The organism is Streptomyces sp. NPDC090798, from assembly GCF_044768965.1.
Taxonomy (GTDB): Bacteria; Actinomycetota; Actinomycetes; order Streptomycetales; family Streptomycetaceae; genus Streptomyces.
Window position 1 is genome coordinate 301,877 of the sequence record NZ_JBIVXA010000001.1, and the last position, 17,641, is coordinate 319,517.

General features: G+C 71.2%; 15 protein-coding genes. 6 read left to right on the top strand and 9 right to left on the bottom strand.

All coding sequences use genetic code 11. From position 1 onward, the window contains the following. Positions 1-95: 95 nt before the first annotated feature. The 6 genes from ACIQTP_RS01280 to ACIQTP_RS01305 form a co-directional block, all read right to left on the bottom strand. A complete protein-coding gene (locus ACIQTP_RS01280) occupies positions 96-950 on the bottom strand; it encodes a siderophore-interacting protein (protein ID WP_403395121.1) in 855 nt (284 codons plus the stop codon). 79 nt (positions 951-1,029) lie between these two features. Then, positions 1,030-2,076, bottom strand: a complete 1,047-nt coding sequence (locus ACIQTP_RS01285; protein WP_403395123.1) for an ABC transporter substrate-binding protein — start codon at positions 2,074-2,076, stop codon at positions 1,030-1,032. A 137-nt stretch (positions 2,077-2,213) separates the two neighbouring features. Then, the gene (locus ACIQTP_RS01290; RefSeq protein ID WP_075029291.1) at positions 2,214-3,374 is read right to left on the bottom strand and encodes an acyl-CoA dehydrogenase family protein; all 1,161 of its coding nucleotides are present in this window, start codon (positions 3,372-3,374) and stop codon (positions 2,214-2,216) included. Between the two features lie 11 nt (positions 3,375-3,385). Then, a complete protein-coding gene (locus ACIQTP_RS01295; RefSeq protein ID WP_403395125.1) occupies positions 3,386-4,342 on the bottom strand; it encodes a hydroxymethylglutaryl-CoA lyase in 957 nt (318 codons plus the stop codon). Continuing rightward, a complete protein-coding gene (locus tag ACIQTP_RS01300; protein ID WP_403395127.1) occupies positions 4,339-6,405 on the bottom strand; it encodes an acetyl-CoA carboxylase biotin carboxylase subunit in 2,067 nt (688 codons plus the stop codon). The genes ACIQTP_RS01295 and ACIQTP_RS01300 overlap by 4 nt, the downstream gene beginning before the upstream one ends. A gap of 14 nt (positions 6,406-6,419) precedes the next feature. Continuing rightward, positions 6,420-8,036, bottom strand: coding sequence for a carboxyl transferase domain-containing protein (locus ACIQTP_RS01305; RefSeq protein WP_403395129.1), 1,617 nt, complete (start codon positions 8,034-8,036; stop codon positions 6,420-6,422). 98 nt (positions 8,037-8,134) lie between these two features. On the opposite strand from ACIQTP_RS01305, the gene ACIQTP_RS01310 reads away from it, so the two are divergent. The 5 genes from ACIQTP_RS01310 (at position 8,135) to ACIQTP_RS01330 (ending at position 12,569) form a co-directional block, all read left to right on the top strand. Further along, positions 8,135-8,737, top strand: a complete 603-nt coding sequence (locus ACIQTP_RS01310; protein WP_403395131.1) for a TetR/AcrR family transcriptional regulator — start codon at positions 8,135-8,137, stop codon at positions 8,735-8,737. Positions 8,738-9,027: 290 nt separating this feature from the next. Then, complete coding sequence (locus ACIQTP_RS01315; protein WP_168491811.1) at positions 9,028-9,183, top strand: hypothetical protein; 156 nt, start codon at positions 9,028-9,030, stop codon at positions 9,181-9,183. 261 nt (positions 9,184-9,444) lie between these two features. After that, positions 9,445-10,602 (top strand): acyl-CoA dehydrogenase family protein, encoded by a 1,158-nt coding sequence (locus ACIQTP_RS01320; RefSeq protein WP_054232884.1) that lies wholly within the window; start codon positions 9,445-9,447, stop codon positions 10,600-10,602. A 46-nt stretch (positions 10,603-10,648) separates the two neighbouring features. Beyond that, the gene (gene tesB / locus ACIQTP_RS01325) at positions 10,649-11,521 is read left to right on the top strand and encodes an acyl-CoA thioesterase II (protein WP_403395134.1); all 873 of its coding nucleotides are present in this window, start codon (positions 10,649-10,651) and stop codon (positions 11,519-11,521) included. 52 nt (positions 11,522-11,573) lie between these two features. Then, positions 11,574-12,569 (top strand): cation diffusion facilitator family transporter, encoded by a 996-nt coding sequence (locus tag ACIQTP_RS01330; RefSeq protein ID WP_403395136.1) that lies wholly within the window; start codon positions 11,574-11,576, stop codon positions 12,567-12,569. A 16-nt stretch (positions 12,570-12,585) separates the two neighbouring features. On the opposite strand, the gene ACIQTP_RS01335 is transcribed toward ACIQTP_RS01330, so the two are convergent. The 3 genes from ACIQTP_RS01335 to ACIQTP_RS01345 form a co-directional block, all read right to left on the bottom strand. Beyond that, positions 12,586-13,254: a hypothetical protein gene (locus ACIQTP_RS01335; RefSeq protein ID WP_403395138.1), complete on the bottom strand. Its 669-nt coding sequence runs from the start codon at positions 13,252-13,254 to the stop codon at positions 12,586-12,588. Positions 13,255-13,317: 63 nt separating this feature from the next. Beyond that, positions 13,318-14,106, bottom strand: a complete 789-nt coding sequence (locus ACIQTP_RS01340; RefSeq protein ID WP_403395140.1) for a phosphatase — start codon at positions 14,104-14,106, stop codon at positions 13,318-13,320. 156 nt (positions 14,107-14,262) lie between these two features. Then, entirely contained in the window at positions 14,263-15,834 is a 1,572-nt protein-coding gene (locus tag ACIQTP_RS01345) for a PucR family transcriptional regulator ligand-binding domain-containing protein (RefSeq protein ID WP_403395142.1), read from the bottom strand. 203 nt (positions 15,835-16,037) lie between these two features. Between ACIQTP_RS01345 and ACIQTP_RS01350 the strand changes: the two genes are divergently transcribed. Continuing rightward, positions 16,038-17,525, top strand: coding sequence for a sodium:solute symporter (locus ACIQTP_RS01350; RefSeq protein WP_403395144.1), 1,488 nt, complete (start codon positions 16,038-16,040; stop codon positions 17,523-17,525). Positions 17,526-17,641 lie beyond the last annotated feature (116 nt).

Below are 17,641 nucleotides of genomic sequence, written 5' to 3' on the forward strand. Positions count from 1 at the left end.
GGACGAGAAGAGGGGCGGGGCTCCGGCATTAACTTAGGTTAGCCTAACCTAAATTGATCTGCGACCCCGCCCCACCTGCGTCTTTTCGTGAACGGTCACTCCTGCTCGCGCAGTTGCTCCTCGGTCAGCCCGCGCCGCCAGTAGCCGACGAAGGTGACCCACCTGCGGTCGATGCCGCGCTCGCGCACGAGATGACGGCGCATCTCCTTCACGCACCCGGACTCGCCCGCGATCCAGGCGTACGGGTTCTCGGTGGGCGGAAGCCGGGCGGCACGCACCGCGTCGACGGCCATGGGGGCCCCGTCGTCGCGCACGAGCCAGGTGATCTCCGCCTCGGCGATGACCGGCAGGTCCTGGACGTCCGCCGCGTGCTGGACCTCCAGCCAGGCCCGGACGCGGGTGCCGGCGGGCAGGGACTCGAGGATCGCGGAGGCGGCGGGCAGCGCGGTCTCGTCCGCCCACAGGACGACCAGGTCGGTGCCGGCGGGCGGGCGGAAGCGGATCGCCCGGTTGTCCTCGACCGCCGGGCCGAGCAGTACGACGCGGTCACCGGCCGCCGCACGGGAGGCCCACTGGGATGCAGGACCCGCGGGGACCTGGGCGTCCGGCTCCACACCGTGCAGAACGAAGTCGATGTCGATCTCGCTCGTACGGCCCCGGGCGTCTGGGCGCAGCGCCCGCAGCGTGTACGAGCGCATCACCGCCCGTTCGCCGTCGGGGAGTTCGCGCCACCCCTGCCACCAGCTGTCGCCCAGCTCGTAGGGGACGGCGGGCTCGGTCTGGCCGGGGTGCGGCAGGAAGAGGGAGAGGCTCTGGTCCCGGCCATGGGAGGCGAAGGCCACCAGGTCGTCACCGGCGAAGGTGATCCGGACCAGCGACGGACCGAGCCGCCTCGTCCGTACGACCTGGAGGGAGAAAAAACGGAACGGGGCGGCTACGGCCGTCGTCATAAGTGCTCCTGAGTCATCGTCAGGGGTTCACGTCCGGGGTTACTTCGGGGGTTCGCGGCAGGGATGCGCCACGCGGGCGTCAGGCGACCTTCCTGGCCTTCTCGATCGCCTCGGCGAGGTTGTCGAGGAGCGGGGTGCACTTGTCGTACGACACGATCGGCTCGGGGGAGCGGGCGATGACCTGGCCGGCCCTGACGGCGGGCAGCTTCTTCCAGGTGGCCTCGGTGATGTCGGCCGGCTGGATGGTCGCGCTGCGGTCGTCCATGACGATGACGTCCGCCGGGTACTTGTCGACGTTCTCCCAGCTCAGGTTCTCGAACCAGCCGCCGCTGGCCTTCAGGGCCTTGGCGGAGGGCTCGACGATGTTCACGCCGAGCGCCTTGAAGTACTCCAGGTCGATGGAGAGGTTCGAGCCGGAGACGTAGAAGATGTCCTGGCTCGCGGAACCGGCGAGCACCTTGATCTCGGGGCGGGCCTTGGCCGCGGCGCGCAGCCGCGCCGCGGCCGTCTCGAACTTCTTCTTCGCCTCGGCGATCTTGGCGGACTTCTCGTCGGCGCCCAGCGACACGGCGAGCGCGAGCATGCGCTGCAACGACACGGGCATCTGGCGGTCGTAGACGGAGATGCCGACGCTCGGGGCGAGCTTGAGGATCTTCGCCTTGGACTCCTCGGGGACGTACCAGAGGGTGCCCGCGGAGTCGAACATGGTGGAGATCAGCACGTCGGGCGCGAGGGCCGCGTACTTCTCGATGTTGAACTGGCCCCACTCGTTGCCGAGGACGGTCAGCTTGCTGACGTCCATGTCGCCGGCCTGGACGTCGGCCTTGCCGTCCTTGGTCGTGGTCGGGCCGAAGACGCCCTTGACCTCGACGCCGTAGTCGTAGAGGGCGGCCGCGACACCGGTGAAGGCGACGATGTTCGCCGGGACCTTGTCCAGCTTCACCGTTGTGCCGCGGTCGTCCTTGAAGCTCCAGGGACCGGACTTGGCGGCGGCCTTCGTCGACTCCGAGCCACCGTTTTTGCCGTCGTCGTCGCCACAGGCGGCGAGGACGGCGCCGAGACCGAGGGCGCCGCCGGCGGCGAGGATGCCGCGGCGGGTGAGGCGGGTGGCACGGGCGTTGGACATGTGTGTGGCTGCTTTCGGCACGGGGCGGTAGCGCCCGCCGGACAAGTTCGAAGGTAGGTTAGCCTAACCTCACCACTTGTCGAGGGCAGGCGCCGTCCGCCCCGCAAGGGCCGCCTCCCTGCGGCTGACCGTGTTCGTCAGCCCGTCAGTCCCAGTTCCCTCGCGATCAGCATCCGCTGTACCTCGCTCGTGCCCTCGCCGATCTCCAGGATCTTGGAGTCGCGCCACATGCGGGCCACCGGGTACTCGTTCATGAAGCCGTAGCCGCCGTGGACCTGGGTGGCGTCGCGGGCGTTGTCGACGGCGATGGTGGAGGAGTAGAGCTTGGCGACCGCCGCCTCCTTCTTGAAGGGCTCGCCCGCGACGAGGCGGGACGCGGCGTCGCGCCAGCCGACGCGGGCCATGTGGGCCTTCATCTCCATGTCGGCGATCTTGAACTGGATGGCCTGGTTCGCGCCGATCGGGCGTCCGAACGCGTGCCGCTCCTTGGCGTACTTCACCGACTCGTCGACGCAGCCCTGCGCGAGCCCGGTCGCCAGGGCCGCGATGGCGATGCGGCCCTCGTCCAGGATGCGCAGGAACTGGGCGTAGCCGCGGCCCTCCTCGCCGAGCAGGTTCGCGGCCGGGACGCGGACGTCGGCGAAGGACAGCTCACGGGTGTCGGAGGCGTTCCAGCCGACCTTCGAGTACGGGGCGGCGACCGTGAAGCCGGGGGTGCCGGACGGGACGATGATCGCGGAGATGAGTGGCTTGCCGCCGGGCCCCCGGCCGGTGACCGCGGTGACCGTGACCAGGCCCGTGATGTCCGTGCCGGAGTTGGTGATGAAGCACTTGCTGCCGTTGATGACCCATTCGTTCGTGTCCGGGTCCAGACGGGCGGTCGTACGGGTCGCGCCCGCGTCCGAGCCGCCGTCCGGCTCCGTCAGGCCGAAGGCGCCGAGGATCTCGCCGGAGCACAGACGGGGGAGCCACTCCCGCTTCTGGGCCTCCGTGCCGAAGAGGTGGATCGGCATCGCGCCGAGCGAGACACCCGCCTCCAGGGTGATGGCGACGGAGGAGTCCACCCGGGCGAGCTCCTCCAGGGCGATCCCGAGGGCGAGGTAGTCGCCGCCCATGCCGCCGTACTCCTCGGGGAAGGGCAGTCCGAACAGGCCCATGCGGCCCATCTCCCGCACGATCTCGTACGGGAACTCGTGCCGCTCGTAGAAGTCGCCGATCTTCGGGGCCACGACGTCGTGTGCGAACTCCTCGACCGTACGGCGGAGTTCCTCGAGTTCGGGGGAGAGGCGGTGGTCCAGGGGCATGGGGATCATTCCTTGTGGGAGAGGGCTTTGACCGTGCGGGACGGGCTGGGTCGGCCCAGCCGCTCGGCCATCCACACGCTGGTGGCGGTGAGGCGGGCGAGGTCGACACCGGTGTCGATGCCGAGGCCCTGGAGCATCCATACGAGGTCTTCGGTGGCGAGGTTGCCGGTGGCGGACTTGGCGTAGGGGCAGCCGCCGAGGCCCCCCGCGGAGGCGTCGACGGTGGTGACGCCGTGCTGGAGGGCGGCCAGGGTGTTGGCGAGTGCCTGGCCGTAGGTGTCGTGGAAGTGCACGCCGAGCACGCTGGTCGGCACGCCCTCCTCGTTCAGCTCGGCGAGGAGGGTCTGCACATGACCCGGCGTCGCCACGCCGATCGTGTCGCCGAGGCTCAGCTCGTCGCAGCCCATGTCCATCAGGGCCTTGCAGACGCGTACGACCTGGTGGATGGGTACGGGACCCTCCCAGGGGTCGCCGAAACACATCGAGATATAGCCGCGGACGTGCACCTTGTCCGCCTTGGCCCGGGACACCACCGGCTCGAACATGGCCAGGGACTCGTCGACGGTCCGGTTGAGGTTCGCCTTCGCGAAGGACTCCGTCGCGCTGGCGAACAGGGCGACACGGCGGGCGCCGAGGGCCAGCGCCCGGTCCAGACCCCGTTCGTTGGGCACGAGGACCGGGAGGTGCACCCCCGAGGACCTGCCCAGGTCGCTCACGAGCGGGAACAGCTGCTCCGCGTCCGCCAGTTGGGGCACCCACTTGGGGTGGACGAAGCTGGTGGCCTCGATGGTGGTCAGGCCCGAGTCCGCCAGGCGCCGGATGAACTCGGCCTTGACCTCCGTGGGCACGGTCGCCTTCTCGTTCTGCAGCCCGTCGCGCGCGCCGACCTCGTGGATCCGCACCCGCGCGGGCAGGCCCGGGGCCGGTACGACCATGGGGAGGCCGAGTTCGGGGGTGCTCATGTCGTCTCCTCGGACGCTGTCTTCTCCTCGTACGGCGTGATCACGGCCAGCACCTGGTCCATGGCGACCGTGGTGCCCGGCGTGACGTCCAGCTCGCTGACGGTCCCGGCGTGCGGGGCGGAGATGACGTGCTCCATCTTCATCGCCTCGACCACCAACAGGCTCTGTCCCGCGGTCACGTCGTCGCCCACGGCCACCTTCACGACGGTCACCGTGCCGGGCATGGGCGCGGTGAGCGAGTCCACCCCCGCGTGCGCGGCCCCCGTGAGGGAGGCGGCCACGGGGTCGTGGTCGCGCACGTGCCAGGCGTCACCCTCCCGGCCGAGCCAGGTGCCGTCCGGCAGGGCGGCGAAGGTGTGGGTGACGCCGTCGAGCCGGAAGGTGAACCGGGACGCGGTGGGCCCGCCGACGGGCACGGGGAGGGTTCCCCGGAGGGGCCGCTCCTCGCCGTCGAGCAGCAGCTCGACGCCGCCCTCCGCCGCGCGGCGCACGCGGACGGTCACCGGATCGTGTCCCGGCAGCCGCAGGTGGTGAGCCGTCCAGGCAGCCTCGCCGCCAAGACGCCAGCCGTCCGGCACGGAGAACGGATCGACCCAGCCGGTGGCTTCGGAGGCCCCGAAGGCCACCGGGGCCCCGGAAGCCCGGGGGCCGAGGGCCGCCTGGCGCAGCAGCGCCGCCGCCGCGTACACCTCCGCCGGCACCGGCCGCGCGGCGAGTTCGTCCGCCTCCCGCTCCACCAACCCGGTGTCCAGGTCCCCCGCCACCACCGCCGGATGGGCCAGCAGCCGTCGCAGGAACCCGGCGTTGGTCTGCACGCCGAGCGTGACCGTCTCCGCGAGGGCGGCGCGCAGCTTGCGCAGCGCGGTCGCGCGGTCGGGCCCGTACGCGATCACCTTGGACAGCATCGGGTCGTAGAGCGAACCGACCTCCGTGCCCTCGCTCAGCCCCGAGTCGGTGCGCACGCCGTCGCCCTGCGGCTCGTGCAGGGCGAGGACCGTGCCGCCCGAGGGCAGGAAGCCGCGTGCGGGGTCCTCGGCGCAGATGCGTGCCTCCACCGCGTGCCCGGTGAGGCTGATGTCCTCCTGCCCGTACGGCAGTCGCTCGCCGGCGGCGACCCGCAGTTGCCACTCCACCAGGTCGAGCCCCGTGACCAGCTCGGTGACCGGGTGTTCCACCTGGAGGCGGGTGTTCATCTCCATGAAGTAGTACGACGACGGGTCGGAGCCGGGGACGATGAACTCCACCGTGCCCGCGCCCTCGTACCCGCAGGAGCGGGCCGCCTGGACGGCCGCGTCGCCCATCGCGGCGCGGGTGCCGGCGTCGAGGAGTACGCTCGGCGCCTCTTCGATGATCTTCTGGTGGCGGCGCTGGAGAGAGCACTCGCGCTCGCCCAGGTGGACGACGTTGCCGTGGCCGTCGGCCAGGACCTGGATCTCGATGTGCCGGGGGCGGTCGACCCAGCGCTCGACGAGGAGGGTGTCGTCGCCGAAGGAGGCGCGGGCCTCGCGGCGGGCGGCGGCGATCTCGTCGCCCAGCGCCGATGCGTCCCGCACCAGCCGCATGCCCTTGCCGCCGCCGCCCGCCGACGGCTTGAGCAGCACGGGCATGCCGATCTCCCGTGCGGCCTCGCCGAGTTCCGCGTCCGTGAGTCCACTGCCGGACGAGCCGGGGACGACCGGGACACCGGCCGCCTTCACCGTCTCCTTGGCGCGGATCTTGTCGCCCATGAGCGCGATCGCGTCGGCGGGCGGGCCGATGAAGACGAGCCCGGCCTCGGCGCACGCGCGCGCGAACGAGGCGTTCTCGGCGAGGAAGCCGTACCCGGGGTGCACCGCCTGGGCCCCGGTGCGAGCGGCGGCGTCGAGGATCCGCTCCGCCGACAGATAGCTCTCGGCGGCCGGCGCCGGACCGATCCGTACCGCCGTGTCCGCCTCGCGCACATGCCGGGCGTCGGCGTCCGCGTCGGAGAAGACGGCGACCGAGCGCACGCCGAGCGCGCGCAAAGTGCGGATGACGCGTACGGCGATCTCGCCCCGGTTGGCCACAAGGACTGTCTCGAACATCTCGGGCACCCTCATCACATCCGGAAGACGCCGAACTGGGGGTCACCCAGTGGCGCGTTGGCGCAGGCGGTCAGTGCGAGCCCCAGCACCTGCCGGGTCTCCAGCGGGTCGATCACGCCGTCGTCCCAGAGGCGGGCCGTCGCGTAGTAGGCGCTGCCCTGCCGCTCGTACTGGGCGCGGATCGGGGCCTTGAAGGCGTCCTCGTCCTCGGCGGGCCAGGAGTCCCCGCGCGCCTCCAGCTGGTCGCGCTTGACGGTCGCGAGGACGGACGCGGCCTGCTCGCCGCCCATCACGGAGATCTTGGCGCCGGGCCACATCCACAGGAAGCGCGGCGAGTACGCCCGACCGCACATCGAGTAGTTGCCCGCGCCGTACGAACCGCCGATCACCACGGTCAGCTTGGGCACGCGGGTGCAGGCGACGGCCGTGACCATCTTTGCGCCGTGCTTGGCGATGCCACCGGCCTCGTACTGACGCCCCACCATGAAGCCCGAGATGTTCTGCAGGAACACCAGGGGGATGCCGCGCTGGTCGCACAGCTCGATGAAGTGGGCGCCCTTCTGGGCGGACTCGGAGAACAGGATGCCGTTGTTGGCGACGATCCCGACCGGGTGGCCGTGGATCCGCGCGAAGCCCGTGACCAGGGTCTGCCCGAACTCCGCCTTGAACTCGGCGAAGCGCGAACCGTCCACCACGCGCGCGATGACCTCGCGTACGTCGTAGGGGGTGCGGGAGTCGACGGGCACCGCGCCGTAGATCCCGTACGGATCCACCTTGGGCTCGACGGACTGCTCGACCGCCCAGGGCAGGGGCCCGCGCGCGGGGAGTGTGGCCGCGATGTTCCGTACGATCCGCAGCGCGTGCGCGTCGTCCTCCGCGAGGTGGTCGGTGACGCCCGACACACGCGCGTGGACCTCGCCGCCGCCCAGCTCCTCGGCGGTGACGACCTCGCCGGTGGCGGCCTTCACCAACGGGGGCCCGCCGAGGAAGATCGTGCCCTGATTGCGCACGATCACGGCCTCGTCGCTCATCGCCGGGACATACGCGCCGCCGGCCGTGCACGAGCCGAGGACCGCGGCGATCTGCGGGATCCCCGCCCCCGACATCCGCGCCTGGTTGTAGAAGATCCGCCCGAAGTGCTCGCGGTCCGGGAAGACCTCGTCCTGCATGGGCAGGAAGGCGCCTCCGGAGTCGACGAGATAGACACAGGGAAGGCGGTTCTCGAGCGCCACCTCCTGTGCCCGCAGGTGCTTCTTCACGGTCATCGGGTAGTACGTGCCGCCCTTGACGGTGGCGTCGTTGGCGACGATCACGCACTCGCGGCCGCTGACCCTGCCGATCCCGGCGATCACCCCCGCGGCCGGGGCCTGCCCGTCGTACATCCCGTGGGCGGCCAGCGGGGCCAGCTCCAGGAAGGGCGAGCCCGGGTCGAGGAGCGTGTCCACGCGCTCGCGCGGGAGCAGCTTCCCGCGCGCGGTGTGGCGCTCCCGGGCCCGCTCACCGCCCCCGAGGCGCGCCTCGGCGAGCTTGGCGCGCAGCTCCTCGCCGAGGGCGTGATGGGCCGCCTCGTTGGCCCGCCAGGCCTCCGACGCGGGATCTGCCGCGCTCGTCAGCTCCGGTGCTTCGTGCATGTGCCGCGGTCCCCTCACCAGTGGTCCACCAGTTAATGAGCGTTAACGCATGTCGTCCAGGTTAACGACCGCTAACCTCCCTGTCTAGAATTGCTTCCATGGCCACGAGAACCGACGCCCCCACCCGACGCGAGCAGATCCTCAAGGAGGCTGCCCGGCTCTTCGCCGAGCGCGGCTTCCACGGCGTCGGGGTGGACGAGATAGGAGCGGCCGTCGGCATCAGCGGCCCCGGTCTGTACCGGCACTTCGCGGGCAAGGACGCGATGCTCGCCGAGCTGCTGGTGGGGATCAGCGGGCAGCTGCTCACCGGCGGCAAGCGCCGGGCGGCGGAGGCCGCCGGGGGTGCGGAGGCGGTCCTCGACTCGCTCATCGAGGGGCACATCGACTTCGCGCTCGACGACCGTCCCCTGATCACCCTGCACGACCGCGAGCTGGACCGCCTGCGCGACAGCGACCGCAAGCTCGTACGGCAGTTGCAGCGGCAGTACGTCGAGCTGTGGGTGGAGGTCGTGCGCGAGGTGTATCCGGCCCTCACCGAACCCACCGCCCGCTCGGCGGTGCACTCGGTCTTCGGCCTCCTGAACTCGACACCCCACCTCGGGCGGCCAGGGGCGCTGCCGGGGCGCGGTGTGACGGCGGCCCTGCTGCACCGGATGGCGCGGGGCGCCTTCGCGGCGGCGGCCGGGGACGCCGTTCTTTGATTCGGGTCTGTGATCCGGGTCTTTGACTTGGGAGATTCGGGTCTTCGGCTTCCGGGATTCGGGTCTCTGATCCGGTTTTTTTCGCGAGCGGCGGCTCTGTCCCCTGCGCCATGATGGCGGCCATGAACGGACACATGGCCATGGACGGACACGCCCCCGACTGGGTGACCCTCTTCCGCTTCGAGAACGTCCCCGGCCGCCCGCGGCCGGGGCGGCTGATGGCGGTTTGACTGCGTGACCGGGGCATCGACTGGGACCCCTTCGCCGTACGCGATGTACGGATCGACCTCATGTGCGGGGTCCGGTCGGACGGTCACTGGCACGGCACGGTCGTCGTCCGCGTGCGCGCCGACACCCTGCGCCGGCTCGGCCTCCATCCCGATCAGCCGACTTCGGCACCGGCCGACCCGCTGCCGCCCAAGTGGTGGGGTCCATGGGCGCGTTGATCCGTGATGCGTGATCGTGGGACAGGTCGACGGCCTTCGCGCGTTCTCGCCCGGCCGGGCCGGCCGGGCTGGAGCGGGCGTGACGAGCGTCATGGGGGAGGGCGGCCGATGACTCTGGACGGTCGTCGTGACCGACGGGTAACCTGACATCTGAGCAAGCGCTTAGATTTGGGGCCACAACCATCAATTGAGGAACCCAGGCGGCGCGCAACCAGGTACGCGAGAGCGGCGCCGGCTTAGGCGCAAGGAAGGGTGGCGGCGGTGCGCCGTACGGTGTTCAACGAGGACCACGAGGCGTTCCGGGAGACCCTGCGGGCCTTCATAGAGGCCGAGGTCGTTCCCGTCTACGACGAGTGGTTCGCCGCGGGCCAGGCGCCGCGCGACTTCTACTACAAGCTCGCCGAGCTCGGCGTCTTCGGCATCCGCGTGGATGAGGAGCACGGCGGCGCGGGCATCGACTCGTACAAGTTCGAGGCCGTCCTGTACGAGGAGACCGCCCGCGCGGGTGTCTCCTTCGGCGGCTCCGGTGTGCACGTGCTGCTCGGCCTGCCCTACATCAAGCTGCTCGCCACCGACGAGCAGAAGAAGCGCTTCCTGCCGAAGTTCGTCTCCGGCGAGGAGATGTGGGCCATCGCGATGACCGAGCCGGGCACCGGCTCCGACCTCGCGGGCATGAAGACCACCGCCAAGCTCTCCGAGGACGGTACGCACTACGTCCTCAACGGCGCCAAGACCTTCATCACGGGTGGCGTGCACGCCGACCGCATGATCGTCTGCGCCCGCACCTCCGCGCCCACCAAGGAGGACCGCCGCCACGGCATCTCCCTCTTCGTGGTGGACACCAAGGCCGAGGGCTACTCGGTGGGCCGCAAGCTCGACAAGCTCGGCCTGAAGACCTCGGACACCGCCGAGCTGGCGTTCGTCGACGTGAAGGTCCCGGTCGAGGACCTCCTCGGCGAGGAGAACAAGGGCTTCTACTACCTCGGCCACAACCTCGCCTCCGAGCGCTGGGGCATCGCCTTCGGCGCGTACGCGCAGGCCAAGGCCGCCGTCCGGTTCGCCAAGCAGTACGTGCAGGAGCGGGTCGTCTTCGGGCAGCCCGTCGCCGCCTTCCAGAACACCAAGTTCGAACTGGCCGCCTGCCAGGCCGAGGTGGACGCGGCCGAGGCCGTCGTCGACCGGGCCACCGAGGCCCTGGACGCCGGTGAGCTGACCCCCGCCGAGGCGGCCAGCGCCAAGCTGTTCGCCACCGAGGTCGCGCACCGTGTCATCGACCGCTGCCTCCAGCTGCACGGCGGCTACGGCTTCATGAACGAGTACCCGATCGCCCGCCTGTACGCGGACAACCGCGTCAACCGTATCTACGGCGGCACCAGCGAGATCATGAAGTCGATCATCGCGAAGGACATGGGCCTGTAAGGCCCGCGAAAGATCAACGGAAACAACTGCGCGATACAACTGACCCATGAGTCAGGCACTTGAGTCCCTGCTCGATCTGCTCGACCTCGAGCGGATCGAGCAGGACATCTTCCGCGGTCAGTCCCGCTCCGCCGTCGTCCCGCGCGTCTTCGGCGGGCAGGTGGCGGCGCAGGCACTGGTGGCCGCCGGGCGCACGGTCCCCGAGGACCGGCACGCGCACTCCCTGCACGCGTACTTCCTGCGTCCGGGGGACCCCGGCGCGCCCATCGTGTACACGGTGGACCGCATCCGCGACGGGCGCTCCTTCACCACCCGCCGCGTCGTCGCCATCCAGCACGGGCAGCCGATCTTCCACCTCTCCGCGTCCTTCCAGACGTTCGAAGAGGGCATGGAGCACCAGGCCGAGATGCCGTCCGCGCCCGACCCCGAGACGCTGCCCACGGCCGCCGAACTGCTGCCGCTGTACGCCGATGTCATCAAGGACCCCGTCGTCGTCGAACGGCTCCTCGAAGCGCGCGAGTCCGTCGACCTGCGCTACGTCGACGCGCCTCCGTACGGCACGGTCGGGGAGATACGCGAACCGCACTCCCAGGTGTGGTTCCGCACCAACGGCAAACTGGCCGACGATCCCCTCCTCCACGTCGTCCTCGCCACCTACGTCTCCGACATGACGCTCCTCGACTCGATCCTGCTCGCGCACGGGCGCGGCGGCTGGGTGACCGGGGACGTCGTCGGGGCCTCGCTGGACCACGCGATGTGGTTCCACCGCCCCTTCCGCGCCGACGAATGGCTGCTGTACGACCAGGAGTCGCCGTCCGCCTCCGGAGGCCGCGGCCTCGGCCAGGCCCGCATCTACACCCAGGACGGACGGCTGGCCATTTCGGTGATCCAGGAGGGCGTGGTCCGTATCCCCCGGTAGGACCGGGCCTGCCCGGTAAGACTGACGGGGGCCCAGCCGGTAAGACTGGGGCATGGCCATGACTGAAGCGGGAGCCGGACAGCAGGACGACGACGGCGGCGGGGGCGGCGAGAGCACCTTCACGGTGATCGTCGCCGCCCTCGCGAATCTGGGGATCGCGGTGGCCAAGGTGGTCGCGGGCATCATCAGCGGATCGAGCGCGATGCTGTCCGAGGCCGCGCACTCGGTGGCCGACACGATCACCGAGGTGCTGCTGCTCACCGCGCTGAAGCGCAGCGAGAAACCGGCCGACGAGGACCACCCGCTCGGCTACGGCCCCGAACGCTACATCTGGGCGCTGCTCGCCGCGGTCGCCACCTTCGTCGGCGGCGCGGTGTTCTCCCTCTACGACGGCATCCACACCCTCGTCGCGGGCGAGGAGCCGGGCGACCCCCTCGTCTCGTACATCGTGCTCGCGGTCGCCTTCCTGCTGGAGAGCTACTCCCTGCGCACCGGCGTACGCCAGGCGCGCGGGGAGGCGGAGCGAATGGGGGCGCCTTTCAAGCGCTACCTCCGGTACACCCCGGACACCGCCGTGAAGGCCGTGGTCCTGGAGGACTCGGCCGCGCTGATCGGCCTCGTCCTCGCGGCGGGCGGCCTGCTCGGCGGACAGCTCACCGGTTCCGGCGTCTGGGACGGCATCGCGTCTCTCTGCATCGGCCTCCTCCTGCTGTACGTCGCCTGGGTCCTCGGCCGCTCCAACGCCGAGCTGCTGATCGGCCGCCCCCTGCCCAAGCCGATGCGGGAGCGGATCCGGGCCGAACTGCTCGCCGTGGAGCACGTCGAGGCCGTACTGGAGCTCACGACCCTCGTACAGGGGCCGCGCGAGGCGCTGATCGCGGCCAAGGTCGACTTCAGGGACATCTCGACCGCCGCCCAGATCGAATGGGCCTGCGAACAGGCGGAGGCCCGACTACGAGAGGCTTTCCCCATCGTGAGCCGGGTGTATCTCGACCCGACACCGGGCTACGCCCAACGCCGCAACGAGGGCCTGAACCCTTGGCCGTGAGCGTGCCCCGGGGCGCTCAGTCGCGGCGGATCAGCTCCGGGTTCACGCGGCGGCCGATCAGCGGGAGCGTGCCGAGCGCGGCCACCGCCACCGCGCCCACGGCGGCGAGAGCGAGCGGCGCGAGGCCGGCGCCGTCCCAGAACACCGCACCGCCGCCGGTGACGAGATAGCTGGACTCGGCGAGCTTGCCCGCCACGAGCGCCAGGGTCGGGCCGATGCCCAGCGGCAGCACGACCTGGGCGCACTGCACGGCCCGCAGGGTTCTCGCGCGGGCCCCGATCAGGGAGAGCGCGGTGATGTGCGCGCGGCGCTGGACGGCCCGGTCCGTGACGGACACGAGGAACGCCGCGATGCCGATGACCAGGCCCGTGACCAGGCCCATGACCAGGCCGAGCGCCAGCAGCGTCTCGATGACGGCGATCTGCTGCGGCCCGTCGATGTTGACGCCGATCGGGTTGACGTCGGCGGTCGGCAGCGCGGACGGCGGGACGAGGACGGCGGCACCTCCGACCGCCGAGGGGTCGTAGCGACCTCGCCGGGGGCGACGCAGAAGTGGGTGTCCCGGACGGCGAGTTGACTGCCGTAGGAGAGGTCCACTCCCGTGGCGGAGAGGATCGCTGGCGTACTGAGGATCTCTGACGTACTGATGGCTTCCCTCGAGAAGCGATCGGGCCCAGGTGTACAACCTGGACCCGGGTCAGGCAAGTTATTGCCGTTTAACTGACCTGGGCGTGATTTCCGGGGTGGCTCAGATCAGCCCTGCGGAAGCCAGCAGATACGCCGTCAGCGGGTCGTAGAACCGTGGGCTTGTGACGTGGTCGTCGAGGGGGACCGTCACCTGGACCGTGCCCTCGGACTCGGCGAGGAAGAGGGCGGGGTCGTTGCAGTCGGCGTAGCCGACGGAGTCGATGCCGAGCTGGCCCGCGCAGCCGGCCCAGCCGTGGTCCGCGACGACCAGGTCGGGCAGGGGGCGGCCCGCGCCCTCCAGGCCCTTGAGGATCGCGCGCATCGGCTCGCCCGAGTGGGTGTGCCACAGCGTGGCCCCGTGCTCCAGCACCGCCACGTCCGCGAACTGCATGACGTACCCCTCGTCCGTCTGCAGCCCGTCCGGAATGACGACGATCTCGCAGCCGGCTCCGCGCAGCGCGGCGGCCGTGGCACGGTGCACATCGAGCAGGCCGCCCGGGTGGCCGGTCGCGAACAGCACCCGCTGCTCACCGTCCGCCGCCTTGCGCAGCCGCGCCGCCATCCGGTCCAGGGCGTCGACGGTCAGCTCGGGGTCGACGGTGTCCTGGCCGTAGCGGTACTCCGGGTCGTCGTTCACACCGCACCGCTCCGCCATCACGGCGAGCACGTCCTGCTCGTCGGTCCAGCGGTCGCCGAGTTCCAGGCCGAGCCAGAAGTTGCGGTCGCCGTTGGCGAGCTTGCGGTAGTGGGAGAGGTTGTTCTCGCGGGGCGTGGCGACGTCGCCCGCGATACGGGTCTTCACGAGGTGGTCGACGAGCTCGGCGCGGCTGGGGGTCCCGGATATCGGCATGCCACCCATTGTGCCGGGGCGCTCCGCTGGGAGGGCGATTGTCCTGCACCGTGGGATGTGGGTCACTCGGGGGAAGTGGCCGTTGCTGCCTTTCCCGCCCACCCGCCCGAAGCGTCGTGTTGAGAGGCGAGGGTCGGGGCTGCGTTTCCGCGACGCTCAGCTCTCCCTCAGCGCGAACCACAACTCCATCCGCACGTCCGTGTCGTCGAGGTCCGCCTCCAGCAACGCCGCACACCGTGCGATGCGTTGGCGGACGGTGTTGCGGTGGACGGAGAGGGCGACGGCCGTGCGGTCCCAACTGCCGTGCAGGGAGAGCCAGGTGCGGAGGGTCTCGGTGAGGGCGGGGGTGGCGGCGATCGGGGCGAGGAGGGCGCGCGCGTGGGCCTCGGCGTCGGCCGGGGGCACGAGGTCCGCCAGAGCGGGGCGCTCGCCGTGGCGGACGAGGGGCGTGCGGGTCGCCCGGGCGCGGGCCAGGGCGCGGGCCGCCTGCCCGTCGGCGGACGCCCCCTCGTGCGGGCCGACCGCCGCGCTGACCCCGCAGATCCAGCCCTCCTGAGCGGTCGGCTCGCGGTCACCGGGGACGAGGACGCGTACGACACCCCCGCCGGCGTCGATGAGCGCGGAGCCCAGCGCCGCCCCCAGCGCGGAGGCGGCGACGGCGTCCGGCGCCGGGCCGTCCGCCGCGGGACGGGCGTGCACGACGGTCCACCGGTCCTCGCCGAGCAGCGGGGCCACGTCCTCGGGCGCGGCACCCAGCAGGAGGCGTACGAGCGCCGCCGAGCGCGCCGCGCCGCTCCCGCTCTGCTGCTCCCCGGTGAGGAGGGAGAGGAGTACGGCCGCGACGGAGGCGATGGTGTGGTCCCCGGGGTCCCGGCGCGGCGCCGCGACCCCGAGGACGAAGCCGTGCCCGCCGCCGAGGGCGTACGCGGCGAGGTGGGTGCCGCCCACGGTGTCGGTGGCGGACGAAGGAGTGGGGCTGGGAGCGGGAGTGGAGGTGGTGGTGTGCGAGGTGCCGTGGGGGGCCGCGGCCTGGGTTCCTCCGGGGCGTACGACGGCGGCCAGGGTGCCGAGGGCGGTCACGGGGCCCGCCTCCGGTGATCTCCCCGCGCGGGCCAGCTCCGCGCCCTCCGGGCCGTACAGCACCGCCCAGCCGCTCACCCGCTGGGCCAGCTGCCGCAGCACCGCCGACACCGGGTCCGGGCGCGCCGCGGCGGCCGCCAGGCTCTGCTGGGCCTCCGTGACGCGCCGCAGCTCCGCCAGCCGGGCCTGCGCCATCAGCTGCCACACCGCGCGGGCCACCCCCGAGAAGGTGGTCTGGGGCGGGACCTCCAGCAGCGGCAGGCCGTAGGTGTCGCAGGCCGCGACCAGGGCGCGCGGGACCGTGTCGTGCACCGGCGCCAGGCCGAAGCCGAGCGCCGCGCCGCCCGCCGCCACGATCCGGGAGACGTAGTCGTCGAAGTAGGTGCCCGAGCCCGCCGCCTCCGGGATGTGCACCCCGGCGGTCAGCAGCAGCTCACCGCCCAGCAGATACGGGTACGGGTCCGCCATCTCCGACGTGTGCGCCCAGTGGATCACCGTGTCCGGGTCGACGGGGCCCGCGATGTGGCGCAGGCCGAGGTCCTCCCGGGCCAGGAGGGCGGACAGCGGGACCGGTGGGGTGGGTGGGACAGGCTGGACGGGTGGGACTGATGTGGCGGATGTGTCCGGCATGGTGGACGTTCCCTCCATCCGGCTCGGCTGCAATGGATGAAACGTACACTTCAGAGTCATCTTCCGGCCACCTAAGGTCAGTGCCGTCGGCAGCCGCGGGTACGGGCGTATGTCCCCGCGATCAGCTGCCGGACTCCCGGCCGGGTATCGCTCGCCCGGCCCGCGTCCCCACATCCATCTGCACGACACGCCACCGACGAGTGCGCGAAGGAGGGCCCCCTATGGCCGTCGACTACACAGTGATCGTCGTCTATCTGGCCGGCATGCTGGCCATGGGCTGGTGGGGCATGCGCCGCGCCAAGTCGAAGAGTGATTTCCTGGTGGCCGGGCGGCGCCTGGGCCCCGTGATGTACTCCGGGACCATGGCCGCGATCGTGCTCGGCGGCGCGTCCACCATCGGCGGCGTCGGGCTCGGATACCAGTACGGGCTCTCCGGCGCCTGGATGGTGTTCACCATCGGCCTCGGACTCCTCGCCCTCTCCGTCTTCTTCTCCGCCCGCATCGCCCGTCTGAAGGTCTACACCGTCTCCGAGATGCTCGACCTCCGCTACGGCGGCCGGGCCGGTGTCATCTCCGGTGTCGTCATGTGGGCGTACACCCTCATGCTCGCGGTCACCTCGACCATCGCGTACGCCACCATCTTCGACGTCCTCTTCGACATGAACCGGACGCTGGCGATCATCATCGGCGGCTCGATCGTCGTCGCGTACTCCACGCTCGGCGGCATGTGGTCGATCACCCTCACCGACATGGTGCAGTTCGTCGTGAAGACCGTCGGCGTGCTGCTGCTCCTGCTCCCCATCGCGGTGATCAAGGCCGGTGGGTTCAGCGAGATGAAGGCCAAGCTGCCCACGGAGTACTTCGACCCGCTGGGCATCGGCGGCGAGACGATCTTCACCTACGTGCTGATCTACACCTTCGGCATGCTCATCGGCCAGGACATCTGGCAGCGCGTGTTCACCGCCGGCAGCGACAGGACCGCCAAGTGGGGCGGCACCGTCGCCGGCACCTACTGCCTGGTGTACGCCGTCGCCGGCGCCGTCATCGGCACGGCGGCCAAGGTGCTCTACCCGACGCTGCCCAGCGCCGACACCGCCTTCGCGACCATCGTGAAGGACGAGCTTCCGGTCGGCGTACGGGGCCTGGTGCTCGCCGCCGCCCTCGCCGCCGTGATGTCCACGTCCTCCGGCGCCCTCATCGCCTGCGCCACCGTCGCCAACAACGACATCTGGGCCAAGCTGCGAGGGGCCGTACGGCGCGACGGCGAGGTGCGTGACGGCGAGGCGCACGACGAGGTCAAGGGGAACCGGGCCTTCATCCTCGTCATGGGTATCGCCGTGATCTGTACCGCCATCGCGCTCAACAACGTCGTCGAGGCGCTGACCGTCGCGTACAACCTGCTCGTCGGCGGTCTGCTCGTCCCGATCCTCGGCGGACTGCTGTGGAAGCGTGGGACCGTGCACGGCGCGCTCGCCTCCGTCGTCGTCGGCGGCCTCGCGGTCGTCGGGCTGATGGCGACGTACGGCATCCTTGCGAACGAGCCCGTCTACTACGGGCTGCTGTCCTCGCTGGTCGCGTACGTGATCGTCTCCCTGGCCACACCCGCGACCGACCCGGCGGTACTGGCCGCCTGGCGCGAGCGGCTGGCCGGGCGCGGCGCGGCCGACCAGACCGCGGCCGAGGCCGAGCCGACGGCCGTGGGCGCGTGAGCGCTCTGCGGTAGCCCGGAAGCGGTGAGTCTGCGGGCCGGCCACCCGCGCCCCTGACAGGGGCGCGGGACGCGCTCAAGAACTTCGGGCCAGTCGGCCCGGGCGGAACCCGTCCG